Annotated in this window: 32 protein-coding genes and 1 tRNA gene; 19 read left to right on the plus strand and 14 right to left on the minus strand. The window is 70.8% G+C overall.

The features are described from left to right. Positions 1-166: 166 nt before the first annotated feature. The 4 genes from M1O15_RS22910 to M1O15_RS22925 form a co-directional block, all read right to left on the minus strand. Positions 167-382: a hypothetical protein gene (locus tag M1O15_RS22910; protein WP_248636012.1), complete on the minus strand. Its 216-nt coding sequence runs from the start codon at positions 380-382 to the stop codon at positions 167-169. A 97-nt stretch (positions 383-479) separates the two neighbouring features. Further along, positions 480-1388: an SDR family oxidoreductase gene (locus M1O15_RS22915; RefSeq protein WP_248636013.1), complete on the minus strand. Its 909-nt coding sequence runs from the start codon at positions 1386-1388 to the stop codon at positions 480-482. After that, positions 1385-2317, minus strand: a complete 933-nt coding sequence (locus tag M1O15_RS22920; protein WP_248636014.1) for an alpha/beta fold hydrolase — start codon at positions 2315-2317, stop codon at positions 1385-1387. The genes M1O15_RS22915 and M1O15_RS22920 overlap by 4 nt, the downstream gene beginning before the upstream one ends. After that, a complete protein-coding gene (locus M1O15_RS22925) occupies positions 2317-3843 on the minus strand; it encodes a flavin-containing monooxygenase (RefSeq protein WP_248636048.1) in 1527 nt (508 codons plus the stop codon). The genes M1O15_RS22920 and M1O15_RS22925 overlap by 1 nt, the downstream gene beginning before the upstream one ends. 305 nt (positions 3844-4148) lie before the next feature. On the opposite strand from M1O15_RS22925, the gene M1O15_RS22930 reads away from it, so the two are divergent. After that, positions 4149-4760 (plus strand): MerR family transcriptional regulator, encoded by a 612-nt coding sequence (locus tag M1O15_RS22930; protein ID WP_248636049.1) that lies wholly within the window; start codon positions 4149-4151, stop codon positions 4758-4760. A gap of 14 nt (positions 4761-4774) precedes the next feature. Here the strand turns inward: M1O15_RS22930 and M1O15_RS22935 are convergent, their stop codons facing one another. Further along, positions 4775-5572, minus strand: coding sequence for an exodeoxyribonuclease III (locus tag M1O15_RS22935; protein ID WP_248636015.1), 798 nt, complete (start codon positions 5570-5572; stop codon positions 4775-4777). Positions 5573-5666: 94 nt separating this feature from the next. Here M1O15_RS22935 and M1O15_RS22940 point away from each other — a divergent pair, with 94 nt between their 5' ends. Both M1O15_RS22940 and M1O15_RS22945 read left to right on the plus strand, forming a co-directional pair. After that, positions 5667-6155 carry a GNAT family N-acetyltransferase gene (locus tag M1O15_RS22940; protein WP_248636016.1) on the plus strand — a complete coding sequence of 163 codons (489 nt, stop codon included), beginning with the start codon at positions 5667-5669 and terminating at the stop codon, positions 6153-6155. Then, positions 6152-6850 (plus strand): amidase family protein, encoded by a 699-nt coding sequence (locus M1O15_RS22945; protein ID WP_248636017.1) that lies wholly within the window; start codon positions 6152-6154, stop codon positions 6848-6850. The genes M1O15_RS22940 and M1O15_RS22945 overlap by 4 nt, the downstream gene beginning before the upstream one ends. Before the next feature lie 738 nt (positions 6851-7588). Here M1O15_RS22945 and M1O15_RS22950 read toward each other — a convergent pair. The 4 genes from M1O15_RS22950 to M1O15_RS22965 form a co-directional block, all read right to left on the minus strand. Beyond that, the gene (locus M1O15_RS22950) at positions 7589-7825 is read right to left on the minus strand and encodes a hypothetical protein (RefSeq protein WP_248636018.1); all 237 of its coding nucleotides are present in this window, start codon (positions 7823-7825) and stop codon (positions 7589-7591) included. Positions 7826-7854: 29 nt separating this feature from the next. Then, positions 7855-8364 carry a glycine-rich domain-containing protein gene (locus tag M1O15_RS22955; protein ID WP_248636019.1) on the minus strand — a complete coding sequence of 170 codons (510 nt, stop codon included), beginning with the start codon at positions 8362-8364 and terminating at the stop codon, positions 7855-7857. A 222-nt stretch (positions 8365-8586) separates the two neighbouring features. Continuing rightward, the gene (locus tag M1O15_RS22960; protein WP_248636020.1) at positions 8587-8841 is read right to left on the minus strand and encodes a hypothetical protein; all 255 of its coding nucleotides are present in this window, start codon (positions 8839-8841) and stop codon (positions 8587-8589) included. Continuing rightward, positions 8838-9221, minus strand: a complete 384-nt coding sequence (locus tag M1O15_RS22965) for a hypothetical protein (protein WP_248636021.1) — start codon at positions 9219-9221, stop codon at positions 8838-8840. Before M1O15_RS22965 ends, M1O15_RS22960 begins: the two co-directional genes overlap by 4 nt. Positions 9222-9427: 206 nt before the next feature. On the opposite strand from M1O15_RS22965, the gene M1O15_RS22970 reads away from it, so the two are divergent. Further along, the gene (locus M1O15_RS22970) at positions 9428-10777 is read left to right on the plus strand and encodes an NsdA family TPR-like regulatory protein (RefSeq protein WP_248636022.1); all 1350 of its coding nucleotides are present in this window, start codon (positions 9428-9430) and stop codon (positions 10775-10777) included. 385 nt (positions 10778-11162) lie between these two features. On the opposite strand, the gene M1O15_RS22975 is transcribed toward M1O15_RS22970, so the two are convergent. Next, on the minus strand, positions 11163-11621 hold the full coding sequence (locus M1O15_RS22975; protein WP_248636023.1) for a hypothetical protein: 459 nt from the start codon (positions 11619-11621) through the stop codon (positions 11163-11165). Positions 11622-11666: 45 nt separating this feature from the next. Between M1O15_RS22975 and M1O15_RS22980 the strand changes: the two genes are divergently transcribed. Beyond that, on the plus strand, positions 11667-11849 hold the full coding sequence (locus M1O15_RS22980; protein ID WP_248636024.1) for a hypothetical protein: 183 nt from the start codon (positions 11667-11669) through the stop codon (positions 11847-11849). 98 nt (positions 11850-11947) lie between these two features. On the opposite strand, the gene M1O15_RS22985 is transcribed toward M1O15_RS22980, so the two are convergent. The 3 genes from M1O15_RS22985 to M1O15_RS22995 form a co-directional block, all read right to left on the minus strand. Further along, entirely contained in the window at positions 11948-12505 is a 558-nt protein-coding gene (locus tag M1O15_RS22985) for a hypothetical protein (protein ID WP_248636025.1), read from the minus strand. A 526-nt stretch (positions 12506-13031) separates the two neighbouring features. Further along, complete coding sequence (locus M1O15_RS22990; RefSeq protein WP_248636026.1) at positions 13032-14276, minus strand: helix-turn-helix domain-containing protein; 1245 nt, start codon at positions 14274-14276, stop codon at positions 13032-13034. After that, complete coding sequence (locus M1O15_RS22995; RefSeq protein ID WP_248636027.1) at positions 14267-14584, minus strand: putative quinol monooxygenase; 318 nt, start codon at positions 14582-14584, stop codon at positions 14267-14269. The genes M1O15_RS22990 and M1O15_RS22995 overlap by 10 nt, the downstream gene beginning before the upstream one ends. A gap of 153 nt (positions 14585-14737) precedes the next feature. Here M1O15_RS22995 and M1O15_RS23000 point away from each other — a divergent pair, with 153 nt between their 5' ends. From M1O15_RS23000 to M1O15_RS23065, 14 genes are all read left to right on the plus strand, one after another. Further along, positions 14738-15070: an SCO3933 family regulatory protein gene (locus M1O15_RS23000; RefSeq protein WP_248636028.1), complete on the plus strand. Its 333-nt coding sequence runs from the start codon at positions 14738-14740 to the stop codon at positions 15068-15070. Between the two features lie 2 nt (positions 15071-15072). Beyond that, positions 15073-16422, plus strand: coding sequence for an FtsK/SpoIIIE domain-containing protein (locus M1O15_RS23005; RefSeq protein ID WP_248636029.1), 1350 nt, complete (start codon positions 15073-15075; stop codon positions 16420-16422). Between the two features lie 81 nt (positions 16423-16503). Next, on the plus strand, positions 16504-16692 hold the full coding sequence (locus tag M1O15_RS23010) for a hypothetical protein (RefSeq protein ID WP_248636030.1): 189 nt from the start codon (positions 16504-16506) through the stop codon (positions 16690-16692). A gap of 47 nt (positions 16693-16739) precedes the next feature. Next, on the plus strand, positions 16740-17399 hold the full coding sequence (locus tag M1O15_RS23015; RefSeq protein ID WP_248636031.1) for a DUF2637 domain-containing protein: 660 nt from the start codon (positions 16740-16742) through the stop codon (positions 17397-17399). Between the two features lie 17 nt (positions 17400-17416). Continuing rightward, entirely contained in the window at positions 17417-17605 is a 189-nt protein-coding gene (locus tag M1O15_RS23020) for a mobile element transfer protein (protein WP_248636032.1), read from the plus strand. Positions 17606-17624: 19 nt separating this feature from the next. Beyond that, entirely contained in the window at positions 17625-17933 is a 309-nt protein-coding gene (locus tag M1O15_RS23025; RefSeq protein WP_248636033.1) for a SpdD protein, read from the plus strand. Positions 17934-17938: 5 nt separating this feature from the next. After that, a complete protein-coding gene (locus M1O15_RS23030; protein WP_248636034.1) occupies positions 17939-18481 on the plus strand; it encodes a GGDEF domain-containing protein in 543 nt (180 codons plus the stop codon). A 13-nt stretch (positions 18482-18494) separates the two neighbouring features. Further along, complete coding sequence (locus M1O15_RS23035; RefSeq protein WP_248636035.1) at positions 18495-18734, plus strand: hypothetical protein; 240 nt, start codon at positions 18495-18497, stop codon at positions 18732-18734. Positions 18735-18826: 92 nt separating this feature from the next. After that, complete coding sequence (locus M1O15_RS23040; RefSeq protein ID WP_248636036.1) at positions 18827-19012, plus strand: hypothetical protein; 186 nt, start codon at positions 18827-18829, stop codon at positions 19010-19012. 11 nt (positions 19013-19023) lie between these two features. Beyond that, the gene (locus M1O15_RS23045) at positions 19024-19236 is read left to right on the plus strand and encodes a hypothetical protein (protein ID WP_248636037.1); all 213 of its coding nucleotides are present in this window, start codon (positions 19024-19026) and stop codon (positions 19234-19236) included. Next, positions 19236-19448, plus strand: coding sequence for a hypothetical protein (locus M1O15_RS23050; RefSeq protein WP_248636038.1), 213 nt, complete (start codon positions 19236-19238; stop codon positions 19446-19448). Before M1O15_RS23045 ends, M1O15_RS23050 begins: the two co-directional genes overlap by 1 nt. Beyond that, positions 19445-20857, plus strand: a complete 1413-nt coding sequence (repSA, locus tag M1O15_RS23055; RefSeq protein ID WP_248636039.1) for a replication initiator protein RepSA — start codon at positions 19445-19447, stop codon at positions 20855-20857. Before M1O15_RS23050 ends, repSA begins: the two co-directional genes overlap by 4 nt. Then, positions 20845-21051: an excisionase family DNA-binding protein gene (locus tag M1O15_RS23060; RefSeq protein ID WP_248636040.1), complete on the plus strand. Its 207-nt coding sequence runs from the start codon at positions 20845-20847 to the stop codon at positions 21049-21051. Before repSA ends, M1O15_RS23060 begins: the two co-directional genes overlap by 13 nt. After that, positions 21048-22268: a site-specific integrase gene (locus M1O15_RS23065; protein WP_248636041.1), complete on the plus strand. Its 1221-nt coding sequence runs from the start codon at positions 21048-21050 to the stop codon at positions 22266-22268. Before M1O15_RS23060 ends, M1O15_RS23065 begins: the two co-directional genes overlap by 4 nt. 75 nt (positions 22269-22343) lie before the next feature. On the opposite strand, the gene M1O15_RS23070 is transcribed toward M1O15_RS23065, so the two are convergent. Beyond that, positions 22344-22417, minus strand: a tRNA-Ala gene (locus M1O15_RS23070). Positions 22418-22595: the final 178 nt, after the last annotated feature.

Here is a 22595-nt window from a genome sequence, read left to right on the forward strand (position 1 = left end):
GCCTCAGCGTGCCAGCCGGGGAGCCACCCGGGGAAAGCCTTTTCCCGCCCACCGCACACACGCGAAAGGCGCACCCGGCGTCCCGGGTGCGCCTTTCTCAGCGGCCGTTCAAAGGCCACCAGCGCAGGCGCCGAAGGCGCCCTGCTCAAGCACGCTCAGGCGCGGCTCAAGCGCGGCGGTCGCGGCGCTCGTCGGCGGCCATGGCGGTCGGCTGCCGGCGCTCGTCCATCGGACGGTCCTGCCGGCGCGCGGCCTCGTCGCGCTGCGGGCGGTCGGCCTTGGCGGGGCGCTGCTGCGCGTTCCGCTTGGCGTCCTGGCCCTGGCGCTTGGCCTGGTCCTTCATCTCCTGCGCCTTGTCCTTGAACTGGTCTGCGATGCCCATCGAGGGTCTCCTGTAAGGGAAGTGGGGACTTCGGGGACCGTTTCCCGATCCCCGGCCTCGATCAGACTGACACGCCCGGACATACCGCGCATTTCGATCAAGACGTGACCGGTTCGTCACGCTCCGCACGCGCCAGTTCGTCGGCCTCGCCACCCGCCCCGACCAGGCCCTTGCCGATCCCTGAGAGCCGGCCCTCGAAGCGCCGGACCTCGCGGGCGCCGACCGTGCCGATCAGGCTCGGCAGATAGCCGCGCACCGACTGCATCCCGCGCAGCCACCACTGGGCGTAGACATGCGCGGAGCGCCGTTCGATGCCGGCGACGATCCGGTCCACGGCCGGGCCCAGCGGGTAGGTGCGGTTGCACGGCCAGGGCAGCCGCTGCCGCAACTCCCGCATCACGTCGTCCTGGTCGGCTCCGCGCACCATGTCGGTGTCGGTCCAGGACAGATAGCCGACGCCGACCTTCACGCCCCGGTAGCCGACCTCGGCGCGCAGGCTGTGCGCGAACGCCTCCACGCCCGACTTGGAGGCGCAGTACGCGGTCATCATCGGCGCCGGGGTCATCGCGGCGAGCGAGGCGATCTGAAGGAAGTAGCCCCGGCTCTCCAGCAGCACCGGCAGGAAGGCGCGGCCGGTCACGGCACCGCCGATCAGGTTGACCTCGATGACCCGGCGCCAGGCGACCGGGTCGGACTCGGTGAGCGGACCGCCGGTCGCCACGCCCGCGTTGGCGACCACGATGTCCACCCGGCCGAAGCGCTCCCTGACCTCGGCGGCGACCCGGCTCATGGCCTCGTGGTCGGTGACATCGGCGTGCCACCAGTCGCTCTCGCTGTGCAGCCGCCCGGCGACCCGCTTCAGCTCGTCCGGCTCCAGGCCGACCAGCGCGACCTTCGCCCCGCGCGCCGACAGCTTGCGGGCCAGCAGCTCACCCACGCCCCGGGCGCCGCCGGTGACGACGGCGACCTGGCCCTCCAGACGACCGACACTCCGCTGCGAGCTCATGCCACCCCCTCCTTCTCCATCTCCGTCTCCGTACCGGTCCCGATCCCCGTCCCCGCCCCGGTCCCCGTCGCCGTCTCCGTCCCCGGCAGGTAGGTCCCGGCCAGCTCCCGGATGCGGCCGGTGACCACGTCCGGCGCCTCGATCGGGGTCATATGGCCGATCCCGGCCAGCTCCTCCAGCCCGACGCACTGCGGCAGCGCGGCCGCGATGGCCCGGGCGTGTACGGGCGGGGTCAACCGGTCGGCCGTACCGGCGATCACGGCCGTGGGCACCGCCAACTCCCGTACGTGCGCCTCCACATCCAGCCCGGACAGCACATGCGACCAGGCGACCCGGGCGCCGCGCGGGCAGGCGTGCACGATCCTGGCGCACTCGATGACCCGGTCCCGCGCCGAAGCAGGGCCCATGGTGGCGTACTTGAGGATGGCGCGGGACACCGGTGTGACCGGGCCGAGCGGGGCGCGGGCGCCCAGCACGGCGGCGGTCAGCCGGGTGCGCAGCGCCCCGGCCCGCAGCGGCAGCACCAGCGACTCGTCCACCAGTCTCGACGCCCCGGTGCTGCACAGCAGTACGGCGGCGGCGTGCTCGCGCACCCGGGGCCGGGCGGCGGCGGCCATGATGGTCATCCCGCCCATGGAGTGCCCGGCCAGCACCGCCTGCTCGCCGGGGGCGAGGGTGGCGGCGAGCACCGCCTCCAGGTCGTCGGCGAGCGCCTCGGTGGAGTAGCCGCCGGGCCCCGCGGCCGGGCTGCGGCCGTGGCCGCGCTGGTCGTAGAGGACCACCCGCTGGTCCGCGGCCAGCTCCCGTACCTGCGCGTTCCAGAAGTCCGTGGAGCAGGTCCAGCCGTGCGCGAGCACGACGGCCGGCGCCCCCTCGGGCCCGTGCACCCGGGCGTACAGCTCGGTCCCGTCCGCCGACACCACCCTCATCACACCGCCTCCTTCGCGGTCGTGCCGCTCTGCCGCGGTACGGCCCGGGGCGGGCGCACGATCTCGTACTCCGCCAGGTCCACCGCCCTGGTCGCCCGCCGGAACTCGCTCGTCGTCCCCGGCCAGAGGGTCGTGTTGCGGCCGCTGGGGTCCAGGTACCAGGAGTCGCAGCCGCCGGCCTTCCACACCGTGCGCTCCATCCGGGACTGCACCCGCCGGTTCCAGGCGGAGACGGCCAAGGGGCGCGGGTCGAGCGCCGCCCGCTCCCCCAGCAGCCCCAACTGCCGCAGGTAGTCGGCCATGTAGTTCAGCTGCGACTCGATCATCAGGATCATCGACGAGTTCCCCAGCCCGGTGTTCGGGCCGATGATGGTCATCCAGTTGGGGAAGCCGGCCGCGGTGGCGCCGCGCAGCGCCTCCATGCCGTCCTTCCACGCCTCGGCGAGCGTGATCCCGTCGGCCCCGGTGACCCGGGCCGCGATCGGCATGTCCGTCACATGGAAGCCGGTGCCGAAGACGATCGCGTCCACCTCGGCCTCGGTGCCGTCGGCGGCCACCGCCGTACGCCCCCGGATCTCCGAGAGCCCGGAGGCCACCACGTCCACATTGGGCTGGGCGAGGGCCGGATAGAACTCACTGGACAGCAGGATCCGCTTGCAGCCGATGCGGTACGAGGGGGTCAGCTTGGCCCGCAGCTCCGGGTCCTTGATCGCCTTGGCCATGTTGGCCTTGGCCAGCGACTCGACCAGGCCGAGCCGCTCGGGCCGCTTGGTGAAGGCGCTGACCTGGAGTTCGCGGATGCCCCAGAGCAGCCCGCGCCGGGCGGTGGCGGTGAGCGGGAGCCGGCGGTGCAGCCAGCGCTCGGGGCCGCTGATGGCCCGGTCCATCCGCGGCATCACCCAGGCCGGGGTGCGCTGGAACAGCGTCAGCTTCCGCACCGTCGGCTGCACGGCCGGCACGATCTGGATGGCGGAGGCGCCGGTCCCGATCATCGCCACCCGCTTGCCCGCGAGGTCGTAGTCGTGGTCCCAGCGGGCCGAGTGGAAGACCCGGCCGCCCGCCTCGCGGAAGCCGTCGAGCCCCGGCACGTCCGGGATCTTCGGGTCCGACAGCGGCCCGGTGGCCGAGACGACCGCCTGCGCGGTGAACCGCCCGCGCGAGGTCTCGATCTCCCAGCGCAGCTCCTCGTTGTCCCAGCGCATCCCCAGCACCTCGTGCCCGAGCCGCAGATGGGGCCGGAGCCCGAAGGTGTCGGTGACATGCTCCAGATACGCGCGGATGTGCCGCTGCCCGGAGAAGGTGCGCGGCCAGTCCGGGTTGGGCGCGAACGAGAAGGAGTACAGATGGGAGGGGACGTCGCAGGCGCAGCCCGGATAGCTGTTGTCCCGCCAGGTGCCGCCCACCGAGTCGGCCCGTTCCAGGACGACGAAGTCGGTGATCCCCTCGCGGCGCATCCGGACGGCGGCGCCCAGCCCGCCGAACCCCGACCCGATCACCGCCACTCGTACGTGCTCGTGCTGGCTCATCGCCACCGCCTCCACATCCGCTTCGACCGCATCGACCGCGTCGACCGTCCAGACCGACCTCGCCGCCATCGGCGCACGCAACCTTGCCAGCAATCACTGGCAAGGTCTCTGGTCGGGAGCGTAGAGCAGTCACCTACCGAGCGGTAGGGGTGCGACCGACAAAGTTACCGGCGGTACAACATAGGGTTGTCGCCGTGGCGAACGAGCGGACGAGAACCAGGGCCCATGACGGACGGCCCAAGGAGGAAGCCGGGGACGCAGGCCCGGCCTCCAGGCCCCCCGGGCGCGAATACCGGGCCGAGGAGCTGGCGGAGGCCGCCGGCATCACCGCCCGTACGCTGCGCTTCTACCGCGAACGCGGACTGATCCCGCCGCCCCGCCGGGAGGGCCGGATCGCCTGGTACGACGACCACCATCTGGCCCGGCTGCGCACCATCGCGGCCCTGCTGGAGCGCGGCCACACCCTCAACGGCATCGCCGACCTCGCCACCGCCTTCGAGAGCGGCCGCGACGTCGGCGAGGTCCTGGGCCTGGGCGAGCCGACCGAGGAAGAACCCGTCCGCCTCACCCCCGAGGAGCTGGCCGACCACTTCGGCGACCAGGTCACCCCGGAGAACCTGGCCGCCGCCCTCGACCTCGGCTACCTCGCCACCGACGGCGAGGAGATCGTGCACGTCAGCCGTCGCCTGCTGGACGTCTCCTCCGCCCTCGTACGCGAAGGAGTGCCGCTCGCCGCCGTGCTCGCCGCCGCCGGCCGCGTCCGCGAACACGCCGACGCCCTCGCCGCCCTCTTCACCGACCTCCTCCACGAGCACAAGGGCGCCGGCACCGACGCCGACCGCCTCCGCCCCCTGGCCAAGAGCGTGGTCGACGCCGAACTCTCCATGGCCCTCGACCGCCGCCTCCGCGAAGCCTGACCGCCCCTCCCGCCTCAGTCCCCGTACACCGCCGTCACCGGCGCATGATCGCTCCACCGCTCCCCATGCGTGGCGGCCCGCTCCACATACGCCTTCACCGCCCGCGCCGCCAGCCCCGGCGTCGCCACCTGGAGATCGATCCGCCACCCGGAGTCGTTGTCGAACGCCCGCCCCCGGTACGACCACCAGGAGTACGGCCCCTCCCCCTCCGGATGCAGCGCCCGCACCACATCCACATACCCGGCGTCCCCGTACACCCGCCCCAACCACTCCCGCTCCTCCGGCAGGAACCCCGAGCTCTTCCGATTCGCCCGCCAGTTCCTCAGATCCACCTCCCGGTGCGCGATGTTCCAGTCCCCGCACACCACCACCTCGCGCCCCTCCCCCGCAGCCCGCCCCCGCAACTCCTGCAGATACGGCAGAAACTCCCCCATGAACCGCAGCTTCTCGTCCTGCCGCTCGGTCCCGACCTCACCCGACGGCAGATACAGGCTGGCCACCGTCACCCCCGGCAGATCCGCCTCCACATAGCGCCCGCTCGCGTCGAACTCCGCCGACCCGAAGCCGACCCGCACCGCGTCCGGCTCCCGCCGCGTGAGCAGCGCCACCCCCGCCCGCCCCTTCACCGCACTCGGCGCATACGTCACATACCACCCCTCCGGCGCCCGCACCTCCTCCGCGAGCTGGGCCTCCTCGGCCCGTACCTCCTGGAGGCAGACGGCGTCGGCGGAGCTGCCGGCCAGCCACTCCACGTACCCCTTCTTGGCGGCGGCGCGCAGCCCGTTCACATTCACGGTCGTCACGGTGAGCATCCCGGCACCCTACCCGCCCCACCGGCCGCCGCCCTCCGAACCCTCAGGACCTTCGCCCCAGGCCAGGGCCTCCCCTCCCCCGTAGCATGCGGGCATGCATGTTCGCCCCACGCCGTTCGACCACCCCGACGCCCGCAAGCTCAACGACGAGGTCCAGCTCGAGTACATGGAGCGCTACGGCGACGGCGGCGACCTCACCTACCTCGACCCGATCATGTTCCGCCCGCCCCACGGCCTGTTCCTCATCACCTACGACCACCTGGACCGCCCCGTGGCGACCGGCGGCTGGCGCTCCCAGAACCGCAACGACGAGGGCTACGCCGACGGGGACGCCGAGCTGAAGCGCATGTACGTCATCCCCGAGGCACGCGGCCTGGGCCTCGCCCGCCGCGTCCTCGCCGCCCTGGAAGACGACGCCCGCGCCGCCGGCCGCACCCGCATGGTGCTGGAGACCGGCGACATGCAGCCCGAGGCCATCGCCCTCTACACCTCCAGCGGTTACGCCCCCTGCGCCAAGTTCGGCTACTACCGCCACTACGACAGCAGCCGCTGCTTCGCCAAGGCCCTCACCCCGGGAGCATGACCGCCCCCGGCCCCCTCGCCGAAATCCCGACGACCGCCTGCGCCATCGCCGCCGCCGTCCACGCGGGCGAGCTCACCACACGCGATACAGCCGCGGCGGCACTGGAACGGATGGCCGAGCGCGACACCCTACGGGCCTTCACCGCACCCTGGCCCGACCTCGCCGCCGCCCAGGCGCCGCCGAACCTCACCACCCTGGCCGCCACCAGTGCACTGGACCTCCACCAGACCCCCGTCCACCTCCCCGACCCCGTCCCTTCCTGGCAAGCCCACCGCCGCCGCCCCACCGCCGCCCTGGCCGACGCCGCCCGCCAGTCCGCGGCCCTTACCCACCACCTCGACGCGGTCTTCGACCAGGTGGACCTGATCGCCACCCCCACCACCCCGAACCCGCCCCACGGCCACCAAGGCCCCGGCGCCACCATGAGCGTGGCCCTCACCTGGGCGTTCAACATCACCGGCCACCCCGCGATCAGCCTCCCCTCCGGCCTGACCCCCTCCGGAGAACCAGTCGGCCTCCAACTGATCGCCCGCCACCACCACGAGGCCGACCTCCTCGCCGTCGCAGCGGCCGCCGAGGCCATTCGCCCTCACGAGAGGGTGTCGCCTGCGGAATTGTTGGCGAGCCAAGCATTCCTCATATCCGGCCGTTCAGTTTCCGGCAATCCCGAGACGACGAACCTGCCTCAGCGCTAGCATCACCTGACTATGAACTACCAGCCTGTAGCAGCAGCCGTGGTGGCCCTATGCGGCGTGATCGGTCTTATTGTTCAGGCTCGCCGCACGCGCCACGTGATGGACGACGTAAAGCGCGACTTGGAAGTGTGGGCACTCCTACCCGAGCAGAGCGAGCAGCGTGCACCCCTACAGGCCAGCGTTGAAGAGGCTGTGGCTCGATACATCGCAGATCGACGCGATAAATCGCGCGACCTGGCCGGCGCCGCAGTGGCCGTATTCCTAGCGGCATCCGGGGCTTTCCTGTGGTGGCTACCGGCGAGTAACGGGGGTTATTGGTGGTGGTGCGCAGCAGTTGCCGCACCGTTTTCCCTATTCGGCGTCGTCGGTTTCTTCGAATCGATCGTCCTCGCTCGGCGCGATTCGAAAGGAAGAAGGATAAGGGTGATCACGGACGCTCCCCCGAGTAACGGATCGCCATCCTGACTACCTTCACCCGTCAGCACCCGCGACCTCCATCCCATCTACCGTCCGCCCACACGAATATGCAGCGGGCGCGGTGCCGTTAGTCAAGGTGACCCCCCTCTACTGAACGAACGGCCTGGACACCTAGTGTTTTGTCTGCTCGGCTCGTCTTGTGTCGATGGCGGACGCCGGGTCGCGGGCCGGCCCCCTGGCACCGCTCTCCAAGTAGCACGCGAACGCCCGTCGTACGGCCGCCCCGGGCCGTACGACGGGCGCTGTTGGGCGTTGTGCGGGTCAGGCCACGGGCGGCGGGACGATGAAGCCGCGCTGCGGCCCGTTCGGCGGCCGGTGGACGGCTGCCGCGAGGGCGGCCAGAGCGGCACCGGTGATGTCCCGGCGGGCGGCGGGATCTGCCTGGTCGTACACGCTCCAGGCGCCACCCGGGCGGTCCGGGTCTTCCGGGGCGACCACCCCGTCGATCCCGTGCTGCCGGAGGACGGCATCCACGATCCGTGCTTCAGCCGCGTCCATACCCTGCCCCTCTCTGCGGTGAGCCGAGCCTACTTGCTGCCGCCGCCCGAACCGGTCGATCCTCCGCCTCCATGGGTGGCGCAGTTGCCGGGGTTGATCGGCCCGCAGCCGCCGGGCCGGGGGGTGTGCAGGCTCGGCGTGCCGACCGGCACCAGGGCGCGCGTCGGCTCCGTCCACAGCTCGGCGTCGACCATGTACCCGGCCTGCTCGATGAGCGCGACCGTGCGGGTGAGGACGTGCGGGTTGTCCCTCTCAGGGTCGGGCCGCTTGGGGACGTGGTGGACGAAGTGGCCGAGCCCGTCGCACAGTCGGCGGTAGAGCCGGGTGTGCAGGATGAGCGCGTGCCACCCCTCGTCGACCACGTTGGACGGGGCGATGCGGGCGGTCGGGAAGACCGCTCCGGCGGCTACGAACTTCAGGGCTTCCACGGTGATGCGGCCGGCCGTAGCCTCGCCCATACCGGGGTTGTTGTCGATCACCGTTGCGACGACGTCCCGGAACCCTGCGGGGGTGAGCAGGTCCCTTGCGTTGGGCGGCATGTGTTCCTCCTCTGTGGGGTTCTCCAGCCCGTCCCGGTGTCCGACCACCGGGACGGGTGTTGCGCCGTACTGGCCGAGGAGCCCGGGCGGGGCCCGTCACGTCCCGTCGAGTACGGAGTCGAGGTGGCCGGAGCGAGCCGGCCGAGAACGGTCAGAGTCAACAGCCCGGCGGCGGCGGTGGCGGCCGCCATGGACAGGGCGCGCCACAGTGCACCGCCGCGCTCACCGGGCACGGGTGGCCTGGCGGTGGTGGCGGTCGAGGGCGGCGAGCTGGCGGCGCTCGGCGGCGGTGGCGATGCGGAGCCGCTCACCCAGGGCCGGCCACGGCGTGCCGCCGGGGCGAGCCAGATGTGCGAACGATCCACGGGTGTCCACCACCCGGGCGACCATGTCGCGGTTCGGGTCGTACACCACGTCATCGATACGGACGCGGCACGCGGCTGGCGGTACGGGGCGGCGGATCAGCGGGGCGGTCATCGGCCGGACCCCTCGCGGCTGCGCCGGTTGACCTCCGCCAGGACCGGTCGCAGGCGGTCCAACAGGGGCAGCGGTGGCACGGGCGGCAGTGGGGGCTTGCAGCGGTGGCAGCCGCATGGCCTCGCGCGCTCGGCGGCACCCGGCAGGTACGGCTCGCACTCGGCGAGGGCGCCGCAGTCGGTCCCGTCGTCCGTGTCGGTCATGGCGTCCTCCGGTCGGTGGCTCGGCGGTGTGCGCGTCGACAACTGCTCGGCGGCCTGGTCCTCGTGACCGTGATCGGTGCGCCGGAGGAGAAGTGCGGCCTCGACGGCGAGCAGCGTGGCGCGGTCCGGAGCGGTGGTGCCGGCGCGGGGGCGGCGCCGGGGTGAGCCAGGACCCATGCGGGGGCTCGCACACGGGTGCCCGGGGGATGCGGTGCAGGGTGGGCGCCCGGCTGCCTGTCTGCGGTCCTCACGGCCAATCTCCCGTCTGATGCCCGTCGTTGGTGCATGCACTACGCAACCGGACGCGTACGCACAGCGGTACCGTGGGAGAGGAGCGACGGGTAGAAACAGTGGAAAGTGCGACCGGGACGGGAGTGCAGACCATGACCGAGCGGACCCCGAACACGGGGCTGGCCGCCTTACTCGCAGCCACCGGGTGGACACAGACCCAGCTCGCCGGAGCGGTGAACCGCGTGGCCAGGGAGGCGGGGCTACCGGGCGGGTGCGACAAGCACAATGTGTCCAAGTGGCTGGGCGGCACCGTGCCGAGGAGGAGCGTTCGGCCCCTGGTGCTGGAAGCGCTGGCGCGTCGTCTGGGGCGGCCGGTGACGTACGCGGAGGCGGGATGGCCCCCGCCCGTGACCGGATCGGGACCGGCGGCGTCGGATGCCGAGGACACTGTCGAAGGACTGGTGTCTACCGGAAGGGCGGACATGGACCCCGCACGACGAACGGTGCTTGCCGCGTCGCTGTACTCGGCGGCCTTGCCCGTCCCCCTGTTCCGCGATCTGGCCGAGCAGACGGACTCGGTGGCAACCGGGCGTACGACGCGCATCGGCCCGGGCGAGGTGGCCACGGTTCGCACCATGACGGAGCGCATCGCCGGGATCCTGGACGAGCTGGGCGGTGCCCACGCTCGACCGATGGCTGCCGCCTTCCTGGTGAACACCGTCGGCCCCTGGCTTCGGGCGAGCGCCAGCGGGCCGGTGCGGCGGAGCATGCTAGCCGCCGCGGCTGATCTGGTCTATCTGACGGGCTGGATGGCGATGTACGAGCGCGACCACGGGCTCGGGCAGCGCTACTACCTCCGGGCTCTGGAGCTGGCCGGGACCGCCGAGGACCACGTCACGTACTGCCGGACGTTACGCGGGATGGCACTGCAAGCGGCCAATCTGAAGCACGGCCGCCGGGCCCTGGAGCTGGCCGACAGCGCCGCGGAAGCGGCACCGGCCGGCGGGCCTCGGCTTCAGGCCTTCCTCGCCGGACAGCAGGCGCACGGCGCGGCTCTGGTCGGCGACCGCCGGCAGGCGTTCGCCCGGCTGCGGGAGACCGAAGCGGCTCTGTCCCGCGCGGACGACCACCGCGACCACCTGGGCGGTTACGACCTGGCCGCGTACCACTTCCACGTGTCCAGCGTGACCTACGCGCTGGGGGATGTGCCCGCGTCCGTTCGGGCGATGCAGGACAGCAATCGCGTACGTCCGCCGGTCGAGCGGCAGGGCCGGGCGCATGCGACCGGTCTCCTTGCTCAGCGGCAGATGGAGATGGGTCACCTGGACGCGGCCTGTGAGACCTGGGGGCGCTTCCTGGACGACTACGAGGGGCTGTCGTCGTCGCGTGCCGATGAGCACTTCGAGGTCCTGACGCGGCGGCTGCGGTCGCATCACGTCCCGGCCGCACGGGCGCTGCGGGAGCGCGTGGCCGATGTCGCGCTGCGCAAGGCGACCGTTTAGTTCGTGATCGCCACGACCCCGGTCGTACGGCAGCAGCACAAAGCCCCCGCCGGGAGAACCCGGTGGGGGCTTTGACGTCTGTGGACCTGTGGGGATTTGAACCCCAGACCCCCTCGATGCGAACTACGGGCGGGGCGGTCGCTGAAGGGTGCTGGGCAGGTCGGGCGGCTGGTGGAGAGTTGGCGCGGTCGGCGGCGGCCTGGGTGGTTGCTGTACTTCGGTGCTGTTCCTACGCCCACCGGCCTAATGCGAGAGGTCCGTTGTAGATCTTGAGAATCTGCGTCTCGTTACTTCAGATCTGGGCCCAGCTTGTCGCTAGCCAGGCGGGACATGTGTGCGTGGTGCGCCAGCTACCGAGCGTAAGCGGGAACCAGCGCGCCAGCCATCACGCGCCCTCTTGCATCCATGGACGGGAAGGCGCGGCACCCGACAGTAGGAATTGATCCATTGCGTCCATATCGGCGGAGAATCCGACGATCGAGTTATCGGCAAGCAGATCCAGTTGATCGGGACTCCATTGGTCGGCGCTACCCGAAAGTAGAACGAAGCGTTGATCAATGGAGAATTGGGCACGCGCCAGTTGCTGAACCAACGTCAGGGCGTGCTCGGCATTCTGCTTACTACTAGCCGCCTGAATAAGGACCGTCCGTTTTGGCGCTTTAACCCGTGCCGTCGGACGCACCTCGCCACCCCTTGGCAAGCGAACGGAGGGGCGCTTTTGAAACTCCAGGTCAACGGCCCGCAAGTACGTATAAAGGGAACGCTCTAGAGCACTTTCACGCCCACCCTGCGCGAGCCATTTGAGGCTGTCTGCAGACAGTACAGCCCCTGCAACATCCGCCACCAAAGCACCCGCGCAGCGAATGGGGCGACGCCCTACTATACGCCCATGGACTTCTTTGAGGTGATATCCGCCAAGGATTTCAGCCCACGCCCTTGCGGCTCGACCACTACCAAGATCAACCCCAGCGTCCGTCAAGCGCATAGCCGCAACACCAGCATCACTGACGAGGACTTCGTCACCGGTTACTCGGATAAGGAGCGTTACGCCGCCACCATCGCTAAAGAATAGATTTCCCGTAAGGGCGACAGTTCCCGGCCTGCCACCGGGTGCCACCGTCCAGCCGGGGACCTGGCTACGGACAGTGGGGGGCAGTAGACCATCCCTGATCACGGATACTCCTCCCAACCCTCTACCGGCAAGGTCTCGGGCAGTACGGGCGGACTGCTCCATGCGTACCCTGTACCCACCTCGATGTTGCACTCGCTCATGAAGTCCAGCACCACCTGACGATACTCAACTTCCATCGCAGTCAGGGAAACATCTTGAGGGACATCCGGATCGTGACGTATGTCCGTCGGAGCGTATACGTCCTTGTCGGCCCTAGCTTCACTCCATCGATGCTTGTGCGTGCGGCAGATGTAGTCCTCACCAGCGCGATCCCGGTGAGTGCCGCGAACGTCAAGTCTGCGAATGTTCGCACCACTCGAAATGTGCCGCAAGATCAACGTGTACTCCCAGGCTAGGTCAACCTTGACCCGAAAGATCAAATCGAACCTGTCAGAGAGGTCGCTTCGTATAGGCGCTACGCCTTCGAACTGCGACGGGCGTCCACCCCTCCGGACGCTCTTCGGCTTCCAGACCAGAGCCGCGTTGAGCTGTGCGTTCACCGCCGAGCTCAAGATCTTTTCTGCTACATCGTCCGTGCAGCCGCCAGGCCCCGTCATGCAAGGGATCATAAGGCGCTTCCCTCCGTGAGGGAACGGATCTGTGCAGTTACGCCTGCAGGGGTCATCACGTGACAGCCACGCACCCCAGCTCCCATCCCGTCTGCCGTCGACCCACACGTACGTGGAGCGGGCGCGGTGCCGGGCGTCCAGGTGGAGCGCCCCACTGGACGAATGACCTGGACGCCCGGTGCCGTGTCTGCTCGGCTTGCCCTGGGTCGACGGCAGGCGGGATGGGAGTCCCCACACCAGCCATCCACGCGCCGGCACCCGCGCACGGAGCCCCCGCCATCCCGGAGCCTGAGCGCCCCCGCCGGAGGCATGTCCGTGACCGGTGGACGCCTGCGGCCGGTGTGGGGCTCGGCTCATGCCCTTCGGGCCTATCCCGTTTGTAGGGGCGGGCGTCGGCGCAGCGCGGGCGGAGCGGGCCGAAGGCAGGAGCGTCGCCCGGAGCGGAGCCGGGAAGCCCGCCCGGCGGAGCGGAGCGCAGCCGGGTGCTTGATGAGGTAGAGAAACCTGTAACAGCTCAGGGGCGCGCGTCCGCTCGTTCGGCCAGTTCTTTCAGCTCGGGGGGCGCCGCGCGTCCGGCGAAGAGCAGGAGGTCCCGGACCGTTTCCCGGGCGGCGACGTGGGTGTGGATGAGGTCGGGGGACAGCTCTTCCGCGTCGAGCAGCGCTCCCAGTGCTTCACCGACCTGGCGACGCTGCGCATAGGCCCGTCCGAGGTCCATGAGGAGCCGTGCTCGGCGCTCCAGGGACAGGTTCGAGGTGTCCACCCGTGTCCCGGTATCGATGGCTTCTCCGGCGTCGCCCAGCTCGACCGCGATGGAGACTGCTTGGATTTCGACGTTCGTCGGGCCGAACTCCAGGTTGAAGTCGTTGCGGTCCTCGCCCAGCCGCACCGCCACCTCGCGTGCCCGCTCCATCTCCTGCCGTGCTCGGGTGCGGTCGCTCCCCCGGGCGTGGATCAGGGCGAGGGATAGGTGCAGCGCCCCCATGACGGACAGGGCCTCCGGTTCGTCCGCGCTGTCTCCGTAGTGCCGCTCCAAAGCATTGAGCGCGGTGGTCGCCGCGTGCTCGGCCTGATCGAGGTGTTTGAGCCGTACGAACGCCTGGGCCAGCCGGAAGACGCTGGCGAACACATCCAGGGTGTTACCCGACTCCTCCGCCGCTCGGATGGCGCGGTCCGCGGCTACCCATGCGGCGTCCGCCTCGTCCTGGCGCACGAAGGCGGCGGCCAGGGCTTGGTACGCCCGGCTGAGCAGTCCGGAAAGCCGTGCCCGTTCGGCCGATGGTGCCGTTCGTGCGGCTCGCTCGATCCGGGGGACCAGCGGCCCCAGCATGGCGCTGAGTTCGGCGAACTCGTTGGCGTGGGTCAGCTCCCATGCACGGTCCACCGCCTGCTGGATCTCGTCGGCGTTGACCGGGCTGGGAGTGGCGGCGCCCAGAATGACCTCGGGGACGGGGTGGCCCGAGATGACCAAGCGCGACTGGTCCAGGTCGTTGGGCACATCGGCGGCCGGTTCCTCGACCGGGGCCTGCGTGGCCGGCGCATCCGCTCGAAGCTCCTGGACGGACACGCCGAGCCCATCGGCCAGGAGGCGGAGCACGTCCAGACGGTTGACCGGCTGAATGCCGCGCTCCACCTGTGACAGCCAACTCGCCGTGCGTCCGATCTCGGCAGCCAACTGCTTCTGCGTGAAGCCTCGTTGCTCCCGCAGATCGGAGACTCTGGCACCGAAGACCCGACGCTCTTCCGGGGTCACTTCCACGCTCCGGCGCTGCCCTGCCGCTGCACGAAGGTCACGTCCACGCGGGCCACGTACTTCTCACGCTCGGCAAGGAAGTGGCGGGTGTGCTCCTGCTGCTCGTGCTGCTCGAAGGCGGCGCGGTCGGCGTACAGCTCGTAGAAGAGACGGGTGGTGGGCTCGCCCTCCACCGTGTGTACGACGTAGGCGAGCGTCCCGGGCTCGTGTGCCTGGATGCCCTCCAGCGTCTTCGCCACCAGCACATCGAAGCCTTCCGCCGCTTCCTCGTCCCGCAGGGTGAAGCGGACGACGAGGCCAAAGCCGCTGGTCATGTGGGTCCTCCCTTGAAGTTGCCTCCAGAGTCGCAGAGTTGCAGCACTACTGCTACTCGCAGAACTTCTTGACTCGCAGTTTTTCTGCGCCTACATTCGTAGAGAAGCTGCTACCCGGCGGCAGTCGCCGGGGCTGACTCAAGGAGTGCTGCCATGCCGTCGTTCAAGGTGGACACCTCGACCGCCGTGGTGTTCGTGGCCACGGCCCCCGTGCCGAAGCTCGTGAGCAAGCAGACCGGCGAACGCGCCATGGACCGGGAGACCGGCGCCGGGCTCTCCACCGTGGGGCTGCTGATCTCGGACGAGGGGGAGGGCAACCTCTACCAGGTGACCGTGCCGGAGACCGGTCTCCCCGATGGCCTCGCCCCGGGCATGCCGGTGTCGGTGATCGGGCTCAAGGCACGGGACTGGGAGAACACGTTCAACGGGCAGACCCGGCACGGGATCTCGTTCCGCGCGGTCGCCGTCACACAGGTCGGGGCCTGACCATGACGGACCTGACGACGTTATTCGAGGTCGCCGCCCCGTTGGCCGGTGCGGGTGGCCTCGGGTACGCGAAGGTACGAGCGCCCCGGGTATTCTGGTCGCTGGTGGGTCTGCCGGTGGCTCGGGCTCGGTTCGCGCTGACGTACCGCTCGACCATGGACGTGTGCGGCCTGACCGTACAGCCCTCCCGACTCCGGGCGTTCATGGTCCGCAACGTCGCCCGGCGTAGTGACGTCCAGCCGGTACCCCCGGTGGTTCGCCGGGTTCGGGGCTCCTCGACCGGGCTCCGAGTCACCCTGCGCCTGCCGGCCGGACTGGAGCCCGCCGACGTGGCCGCCGCCTCGGAACGGCTGCGGCACGCCTGGGGCGTCCACTCGGTGACCGTGGTCGAGACCCGTCCCGGCTTCGTGGAACTGCGGATGACCGGTTACGACGTGCTGCGCCGGGTGAAGATGCCCCGCCGACTTCGCGCGTCCGGGCTGCTGACCGTGCCGGTGGCTCTGCGGGAGGACGGCACCGCCTTCGTACGCGACTACCGGCAGGTCCCCCACGCGCTGACCCTCGGAGCCAACCAGTCGGGCAAGTCGATGTACCAGCGCAACTTGATCGCCGGGCTCGCTCGCCTGCCCGTCGCCCTGGTCGGTATCGACTGCAAGCGGGGCGTGGAACAACGCGGATACGCGCCCCGGCTGTCGGCACTGGCCGTGACCCCGGATGAAGCGGCCGGACTCCTGGACGCACTGGTGGGCGAGATGGAAGACCGCTTCGACCTGCTCGCCGCCTATGGCGCCGCCGACGTCTGGGAGCTGCCGGTCAAGGTACGCCCGGTGCCGGTCGTCGTCCTGGTCGACGAGGTGGCCGAGCTGTTCCTGGTGGCCGGGAAGAAGGACGAGGAACGCCGGGACCGGATGGTCATGCAGATGATCCGGCTCGCACAGATGGCCCGCGCGGCTGGCGTCTACCTCGAAGTGTGCGGCCAGCGCTTCGGCTCCGACCTGGGCCGGGGGGCCACCGCGCTGCGCGCCCAGCTCACCGGGCGGGTCGTGCACCGGGTCAACGACAAGCAGACCGCCGACATGGGCCTGGGCGATATCGCCCCGGACGCGGTGGTGGCCGTGACCACCATCCCGCCCGACCGGCCCGGCGTCGCGGTCGCGGGCGACACATCCGGCGGTTGGTCCCGCATCCGTACGCCGGAGCTGTCCGCCGCCGAAGCGGTGGCCGTCTGCCGCCGGTATGCGCACCTGACCCCGGCTCTCTCGGCGTTCGCGCCGTTCCGCCCGGCCCTTCCTGCCGATCCGGCACCGGCCGAGGCTTCCTCGCTGGTCACGTCGATCCCGGCGACCGACTAGCCACTCTCCTCCCCGGGTCGGCGTGACCGTCTCACACCAAGTCCCAACCCGACCCATGTCTCGATCATGAAGGGATCCGCCATGGCCACAGCCAAGAAGCCCACGAGCCCGCGCCGTCGCTCGACCAAGCCGCCGACAACGCCTCCATGCGGCACCTGCTCCGGCACCGGCGAGACGACCACCACCGTCTTGGTCGGCCGCAAGCGCCGCGAGATCGGCGCCACGCAGTCCGGTCTGTGCCCGACCTGCTTCGGCACCGGCACCGCCTAATCCTGCCCACGCGGCGAAACGCCCCGCTCCTCGAAAGGAGGTGAACTGTGTCCCGTACCCTCCGCTTCGACGCCGTGCTGGTCCAGGCCGTCATCGCCGGTGCCCTGTCCTTCTCACATCTGCATGACCTGGCTGAGGCGGCCGGGCAGGACGGTTGGAAGGCGTGGGCCTACCCGGTCAGCGTGGACCTGCTGCTGGTCGCTGCCTGGCGCCGGATGCGCAAGGACGCCGACAACCGCGACGCCTGGCTGTGGTTCGCCATCGCGCTCGCCGCCTCACTCGGCGCCAACATCGCCACCGCCGGACTGCTCGACCTGCAAGCCGTTCCGGCCTGGCTCCGTATCCTCGTCGCTGGCTGGCCCGCCCTCGCCTTCCTCGGCGGCACGCTCCTCGCCCATACCCCCGCGCCGCCCCCGGAGCCCGTATCGGTCGTCCAGCCGGAGCCGGTCTCGGACGTGGTCGTGGACCGAGCCCCCGATCCGGCCCCCGAGCTGCCGCCGGCCGATCGCGCCCCGGCACAACCGACACCTGTGCCGTCCCCTGAACCGGCCGCTGCGCCGGTGCCCCCGGCCCTGCTCGATCACGCCCGAAAGATCGCCGCCGCACACCGGACTCAGACCGGCGGCCCCATCGACCCGGCGACCCTGCGCGCACGCCTCGGGGTCCCCGCCGCCCTCGCCGACTCCATCACTGCCCAACTGAACTGATTGCAAAGGAGGTTGACATGTCTCGACCCAACCGCTTCCGCGACGTGATCCGCATCGGGCCGGTCCGCGTCGGCACCCGCTACGACGGTCGCGGCCGTACCAAGCACACCGCCGCCTGCGGTGCCCCCGGCTGCGGGTTCTCCGCCGACTACCCCGACCGCTCCGGCGCCGAACTCGCCGCCCGCACCCACCGCTGCAACCCCTGACCTGAGAGGAGATCCGATCGTGTTCACCCCGAAGTACCCGGCACCGGACACCGCCATCCCGGCGGCCCGTCCGCCGACCGCGGTCACCACCTCCGCCGTCCCGGCGCAGGTGTCCGCCCCGCTCCCCACCCGGCCGTTGTCCCCGCGCGTCGTCCAGCTCACCCCCGGCGCGCTGGTCGGCGTCGCGGCCGGCGGAACGGCCGTCATCCTCGTCGTCGGTGCGGTGCTGGTCTCCATGCTGCTCGCCGTCGCGGTCACCGCTACGTCCCTCGCAATCTGCGCCGTCGTCTTGCGCTCCCTGCTCACCCAGCCCGGCCAGCACCGGTGACGGCCATGGACACCCAGGTCATCGCAAGCGTCTTACCGGCCCTCGGCTGGGCCATCCACGGCAGCGTCCTGGCCCGCCGCCTGGCCCGAGCCCGCCGGGACCCACTGACCGGTCTGCACACCCGCGCCGGATGGACCACCCGCGCCGAACGGCTCCTCGTCTCCGCGCCCACGGCGGCGGTGCTGCTGATCGACCTGGACGACTTCAAGGCGATCAACGACACCCACGGCCACGCGGCCGGTGACGCCGTCTTGGTCGCGACCGCCGCCCGCCTGACCGCCTGGTGCGGCCGGACCGGCGTCCCGGCCCGCCTCGGTGGTGACGAGTTCGCCGCCGTCACCGCCCGCAGCTCTGGCGTCGACACCCTGATGGCCACGCTCAACCAGCCCGTTCTGCACGCCGGAACGCTCATCGACGTCAGTACCTCGGTCGGCTGCTGCCACCGTACCGACCTGCCGCTGCCTGCCTTGACCGACGCCCTGTCCGCCGCCGACAAGGCGATGTACCAGGCCAAGGGTCACGGCAGGCGCAACACCCCTCACCACTGAAAGGAGCCCCGCCATGGGCCTGTTCAGCCGTAAGAAGGACGCCCCGCCCACCAACCCGGCCATGGCCGAGCTGGGCCGCGAGTTCGCCATTGCGCGCCGCCACGGCGACCGCAAGACCATGCGCCGGATCGGCCGCGAGTACATGAACGGTGCTTCCACCGAGGCCGACGCCGCCTCGTTCCAGCAGGGCCAGGAGGGCTACGACGCTGTCCCGCCCATCAAGCCCCCGCGCCGCAACCAGCGCCGCCGCTGACGGCCCCCGGGGCGGCCTCGGTCGCCAAACTTCCGCCGCCCCGGGCGCCTGAACCCATCCAGATCCAACGGACCCGAAAGGGAATGCTCATCATGCCCCACGCCCCGACCCCGCGCGTCTGCGCCCACTGCGACGGCTTCCCCGTCGTCCACATCACCACCGGCACCGCCACCCCAGACGGTCAGCGCCGTACCGTCTCCGCCACCTGCCCGACCTGCCACGGCACCGGCATCCGCCGCGTCACCGTCGCCACCGCGCCGATCGGGGGCCGGGTGTGAAGGCCATGAGCATGACCGCGCACCTGGCAGAGGACACCAGCACCTGCGTCGCCCTCTTCGCCGCCGACCAGTTCGTGTCCGTCCGGCTGGACAGCCACGCCATGGGCCTCTCCCTCATCGCCGTGCCCGGCACGGCCGACGTCCTTCGGTCCCTCGCCGTTGCCGCGATCGAGGCCGCCGACCAGCTCGACCACCTCGCCGCGTCCACGGAGGTGACCGCCTGATGGGGTTCTTCAGCCGCCGCTATCCCGACGACTACGACCACCAGGAAGTGTGCGACCGCGCCAAGCGCGAGGTTGCCCAGGAACGGCAGATCAGGGAAGCCCACGAGAAGCACGACTTCCTGCGCCCCGAGCCGCCCAAGGCCCGCGGAAGGAACCTGAGCGGCCCGACCAGCAACGACGCCAGCACCCCCAAGGGAAGGCGGCGCTGGTGACCAACTCCGCCACCCCGGCGGACCTGGACCCGGCCACCCTGAGCGATCTGCTCACGGTGGCCGGGGCTCCCGGCTTCGACCGCCTCAACGACCAGATCCGCCGCACTGGAGGGTGCGCCGCCCCCATCCGGCTCACCGGCGGCACCAAGACCCTCGATTCGGCCACCCGGACCGTCCGGTACGCCTACACCACGGACGGCGAACCCGGCGGCGTCCTCCGCGTCGCCTGCGGCAACCGCCGGGCCACGCGCTGTCCCGCCTGCGCCTGGACCTACGCGGGCGACACCTACCACCTCATCCGCGCCGGGCTGACCGGCGATCCCGACAAGGGCACCCCGCACACCGTGCGCGACCACCCCCGGGTCTTCACCACCCTGACCGCGCCCTCCTTCGGACCGGTGCACAACCGCCCCGGCACCCGCCCCTGCCGCTGCGGCACCGCACACCCGGAGGACGCGGCTGAACTCGGCACCCCGCTCGACCCGGACACGTACGACTACGCGGGCGCGGTGCTCTGGAACAACCACGCCTCCGACTTGTGGCGGTACTTCACGATCTACCTCCGCCGTGAGATCGCCGCCCGCGCCGGCCTGACGCAGAAGGCGGCCCGCGAACAGTCCCGGCTCTCCTTCGGCAAGGTCGCGGAATACCAGCGCCGGGGCGCGGTCCACTTCCACGCGGTCATCCGCTTCGACGGCCCGGAAGGGCCCGACACCCCGCCGCCCTCCTGGGCCACCCTCCAGCTGCTCACCGACGCCATCCGGGCCGCCGCCGCCCGCGCCCGGGTCACGGTGCCGGCCGCCCCGGACCACGGGTTCGGCGACGACCGGGTGCTGCACTGGGGCGAGCAGATCGACGTGCAGCCCATCGCCGCGTTCGGCGCCGGGGAGGACTTGACCGAACAAGCCGTCGCTTCCTACGTCGCCAAGTACGCCACCAAGGCCGCCGAGACGACCGGGACCGTGGACCACCCGGTGGGCAACAAGGAAGCCCTCGTGCTTCTCGGCGTCCCGGACCACCCTCGGCGGCTGATGGAAGCGTGCATGGACCTGGACACCGCCTATCCGGCCCGTCGGCTGCGGGCCTGGGCGCACATGCTCGGCTTCCGGGGCCACTTCTCCACCAAGTCCCGCCGCTACTCCACCACCCTCGGGGCCCTGCGCCAGGTCCGGGCCGACTACCGCGCCGCCCAGCAACGTGCCGCCCTCGGCCTGCCCGACCCCGACGACCACACCGACGCCACGGTGCTGGTCGTCGCGCACTGGGCGTACGCCGGGCACGGCTCCACCCCCGGCGAATCCTGGCTCGCCGCCAACATCCGCCGGGACCTCCAGCACAACCGCGAACACGCCCGCGAGCTGCGGGCCGAACTGTCCGATCTGGAAGGGGATCACGCATGGCTGCCGTAGTCGTCCAGCGGAAGTGGCACACCACCGCCGAAGTCGCCGACATGCTCGGCTTCGGCCTGTCCAAGACCAAGATGCTGGTGCTGAGCGGGGCGATCCGCTCGGTAAAGGTGGGCCGCGACCGCCGCATCCTGCCGGTCTGGGTGGACGAGTACGTCCAGGCCGTCGTCACCGACGCGGAAGGACTGGCGGCATGAGCGGCAAGCGGGGCAACGGTGAGGGCTCCATCTACCCGTACAAGAACGGCTACGCGGCCTACGTCTGGGTGACCAAGCCGGACGGCAAGCGGGCCCGGAAGTACGCGTACGGCAAGACTCGGGACGAGGTCCACGGCAAGTGGATCAAGCTGCATACGGAGGCAAAGAAGGGGCCGGTGGCCACCTCGACGCCGACACTCGCCGCGTACCTCGCCCGGTGGCTGAAGGAGGTGGTGGAGCCGGACCTGAAGCCCAAGACCGCCGAGACGTACGGCATGCACGTCCGCCTCTACCTGGTGCCCGGGCTGGGGGCCAAGCGGCTCGACAAGCTCACCGTGCGGGATGTGCGGACCTGGGTGAACACCTTGCTGGAAGAGTGCCAGTGCTGCGCTCAGGGAAAGGACGCCCGGCGTGACACCTCGCGCTGCTGCGCCGCCGGTGACTGCTGCGGGCAGGTCCCGTCCCGTCGTACCGTCCAGGACGCCCGGGCCGTGCTCCGGTCGGCGCTCACCAACGCCATGACCGAGGAACTGATCACGAAGAACGTGGCCGGGCTGGTCAAGGTCCGGTCGGGACGGAAGGTGAAGCGCAAGCCGTGGTCGGTGGAGGAAGCCCGGCGGTTCCTCGAAGCCGCGCGGTCGGCTGGTGATCCGCTCTACCCGGCGTACGTACTGATCCTCGTGCTCGGCTTCCGGCGCGGTGAAGTCCTGGGACTGACGTGGGAGAACGTGGACCTGGACGCCGGGGAGGTCACGGTGCAACTCCAGCTCCAGCGCATCCGCCGGCGGCTGGTGCACGACGAGACCAAGACCGAGGCGTCTTCCGCCACCCTGCCGCTGCCGCGAATCTGCGTGACGGCGCTCCAGCTCCGGAAGAAGGAGCAGGAGGCGGCCAAGCAGACTGCCGGCGAGCTGTGGTCGGACTCGGACTTCGTCTTCACCACGCGGTACGGGACGCCGATCGAGCCGCGGAACTTCAACCGAGCGTTCACCGGCCGGACCACCCAGGCCGGCGTCCGGGTGATCCGGCTGCACGACACCCGGCACACCTGCGGCTCGCTGCTGGCGGCCCTGGACGTGCACCCCCGGATCGCGATGCAGATCCTCCGGCACAGCAAGATCGCCGTGACGATGGAGGTCTACACCCACGTGCCGTCCGAGGCGACCCGGAAGGCGCTGCGCAAGCTCGGCAAGCATCTGGGTCGGCAGGCCCCGTAGGCGTTGCTGTACTTCGCTGCTGTACGGCAGCACAAAGCCCCCACCCGGATAACCCGGTGGGGGCTTTGACGTCTGTGGACCTGTGGGGATTTGAACCCCAGACCCCCTCGATGCGAACGAGGTGCGCTACCAGACTGCGCCACAGGCCCTTGCGACGTGGGAAACATTAGCACCCCGATCGGGGTACGACGAAATCCGGTCCTCGCAGGCCAGGGCGGCCCGCTACTCGTTGGCGGCGCGGGGGCGGTCGTCGTCGGCGTACTGGTCGAAGAGGGGGGTGCGGCCGTGGGCGCGGGGGGGGCGGGGGCTGGGGTTGGGGGTGCGGCG

It is taken from the genome of Streptomyces lichenis (assembly GCF_023218175.1).
Classification (GTDB): domain Bacteria; phylum Actinomycetota; class Actinomycetes; order Streptomycetales; family Streptomycetaceae; genus Streptomyces; species Streptomyces lichenis.

Coding starts and splice junctions, on each gene's coding strand:
- M1O15_RS23035 (WP_248636035.1), top strand. CDS start 18,495: ATGGGCCTGTTCAGCCGTAAGAAGGACGCCCCGCCCACCAACCCGGCC.
- M1O15_RS22925 (WP_248636048.1), bottom strand. CDS start 3,843: ATGAGCCAGCACGAGCACGTACGAGTGGCGGTGATCGGGTCGGGGTTC.
- M1O15_RS23060 (WP_248636040.1), top strand. CDS start 20,845: ATGGCTGCCGTAGTCGTCCAGCGGAAGTGGCACACCACCGCCGAAGTC.
- M1O15_RS23005 (WP_248636029.1), top strand. CDS start 15,073: ATGACGGACCTGACGACGTTATTCGAGGTCGCCGCCCCGTTGGCCGGT.
- M1O15_RS23030 (WP_248636034.1), top strand. CDS start 17,939: ATGGACACCCAGGTCATCGCAAGCGTCTTACCGGCCCTCGGCTGGGCC.
- M1O15_RS23010 (WP_248636030.1), top strand. CDS start 16,504: ATGGCCACAGCCAAGAAGCCCACGAGCCCGCGCCGTCGCTCGACCAAG.
- M1O15_RS22955 (WP_248636019.1), bottom strand. CDS start 8,364: ATGCCGCCCAACGCAAGGGACCTGCTCACCCCCGCAGGGTTCCGGGAC.
- M1O15_RS22980 (WP_248636024.1), top strand. CDS start 11,667: ATGGACTTCTTTGAGGTGATATCCGCCAAGGATTTCAGCCCACGCCCT.
- M1O15_RS22940 (WP_248636016.1), top strand. CDS start 5,667: ATGCATGTTCGCCCCACGCCGTTCGACCACCCCGACGCCCGCAAGCTC.
- M1O15_RS23045 (WP_248636037.1), top strand. CDS start 19,024: ATGACCGCGCACCTGGCAGAGGACACCAGCACCTGCGTCGCCCTCTTC.
- M1O15_RS22935 (WP_248636015.1), bottom strand. CDS start 5,572: ATGCTCACCGTGACGACCGTGAATGTGAACGGGCTGCGCGCCGCCGCC.
- M1O15_RS22920 (WP_248636014.1), bottom strand. CDS start 2,317: ATGAGGGTGGTGTCGGCGGACGGGACCGAGCTGTACGCCCGGGTGCAC.
- M1O15_RS22950 (WP_248636018.1), bottom strand. CDS start 7,825: ATGGACGCGGCTGAAGCACGGATCGTGGATGCCGTCCTCCGGCAGCAC.
- M1O15_RS22910 (WP_248636012.1), bottom strand. CDS start 382: ATGGGCATCGCAGACCAGTTCAAGGACAAGGCGCAGGAGATGAAGGAC.
- M1O15_RS22970 (WP_248636022.1), top strand. CDS start 9,428: ATGACCGAGCGGACCCCGAACACGGGGCTGGCCGCCTTACTCGCAGCC.
- M1O15_RS22995 (WP_248636027.1), bottom strand. CDS start 14,584: ATGACCAGCGGCTTTGGCCTCGTCGTCCGCTTCACCCTGCGGGACGAG.
- M1O15_RS22960 (WP_248636020.1), bottom strand. CDS start 8,841: ATGACCGCCCCGCTGATCCGCCGCCCCGTACCGCCAGCCGCGTGCCGC.
- M1O15_RS23065 (WP_248636041.1), top strand. CDS start 21,048: ATGAGCGGCAAGCGGGGCAACGGTGAGGGCTCCATCTACCCGTACAAG.
- M1O15_RS22985 (WP_248636025.1), bottom strand. CDS start 12,505: ATGACGGGGCCTGGCGGCTGCACGGACGATGTAGCAGAAAAGATCTTG.
- M1O15_RS23040 (WP_248636036.1), top strand. CDS start 18,827: ATGCCCCACGCCCCGACCCCGCGCGTCTGCGCCCACTGCGACGGCTTC.
- M1O15_RS22945 (WP_248636017.1), top strand. CDS start 6,152: ATGACCGCCCCCGGCCCCCTCGCCGAAATCCCGACGACCGCCTGCGCC.
- M1O15_RS23000 (WP_248636028.1), top strand. CDS start 14,738: ATGCCGTCGTTCAAGGTGGACACCTCGACCGCCGTGGTGTTCGTGGCC.
- M1O15_RS22965 (WP_248636021.1), bottom strand. CDS start 9,221: ATGGGTCCTGGCTCACCCCGGCGCCGCCCCCGCGCCGGCACCACCGCT.
- M1O15_RS23020 (WP_248636032.1), top strand. CDS start 17,417: ATGTCTCGACCCAACCGCTTCCGCGACGTGATCCGCATCGGGCCGGTC.
- M1O15_RS23050 (WP_248636038.1), top strand. CDS start 19,236: ATGGGGTTCTTCAGCCGCCGCTATCCCGACGACTACGACCACCAGGAA.
- M1O15_RS22915 (WP_248636013.1), bottom strand. CDS start 1,388: ATGAGCTCGCAGCGGAGTGTCGGTCGTCTGGAGGGCCAGGTCGCCGTC.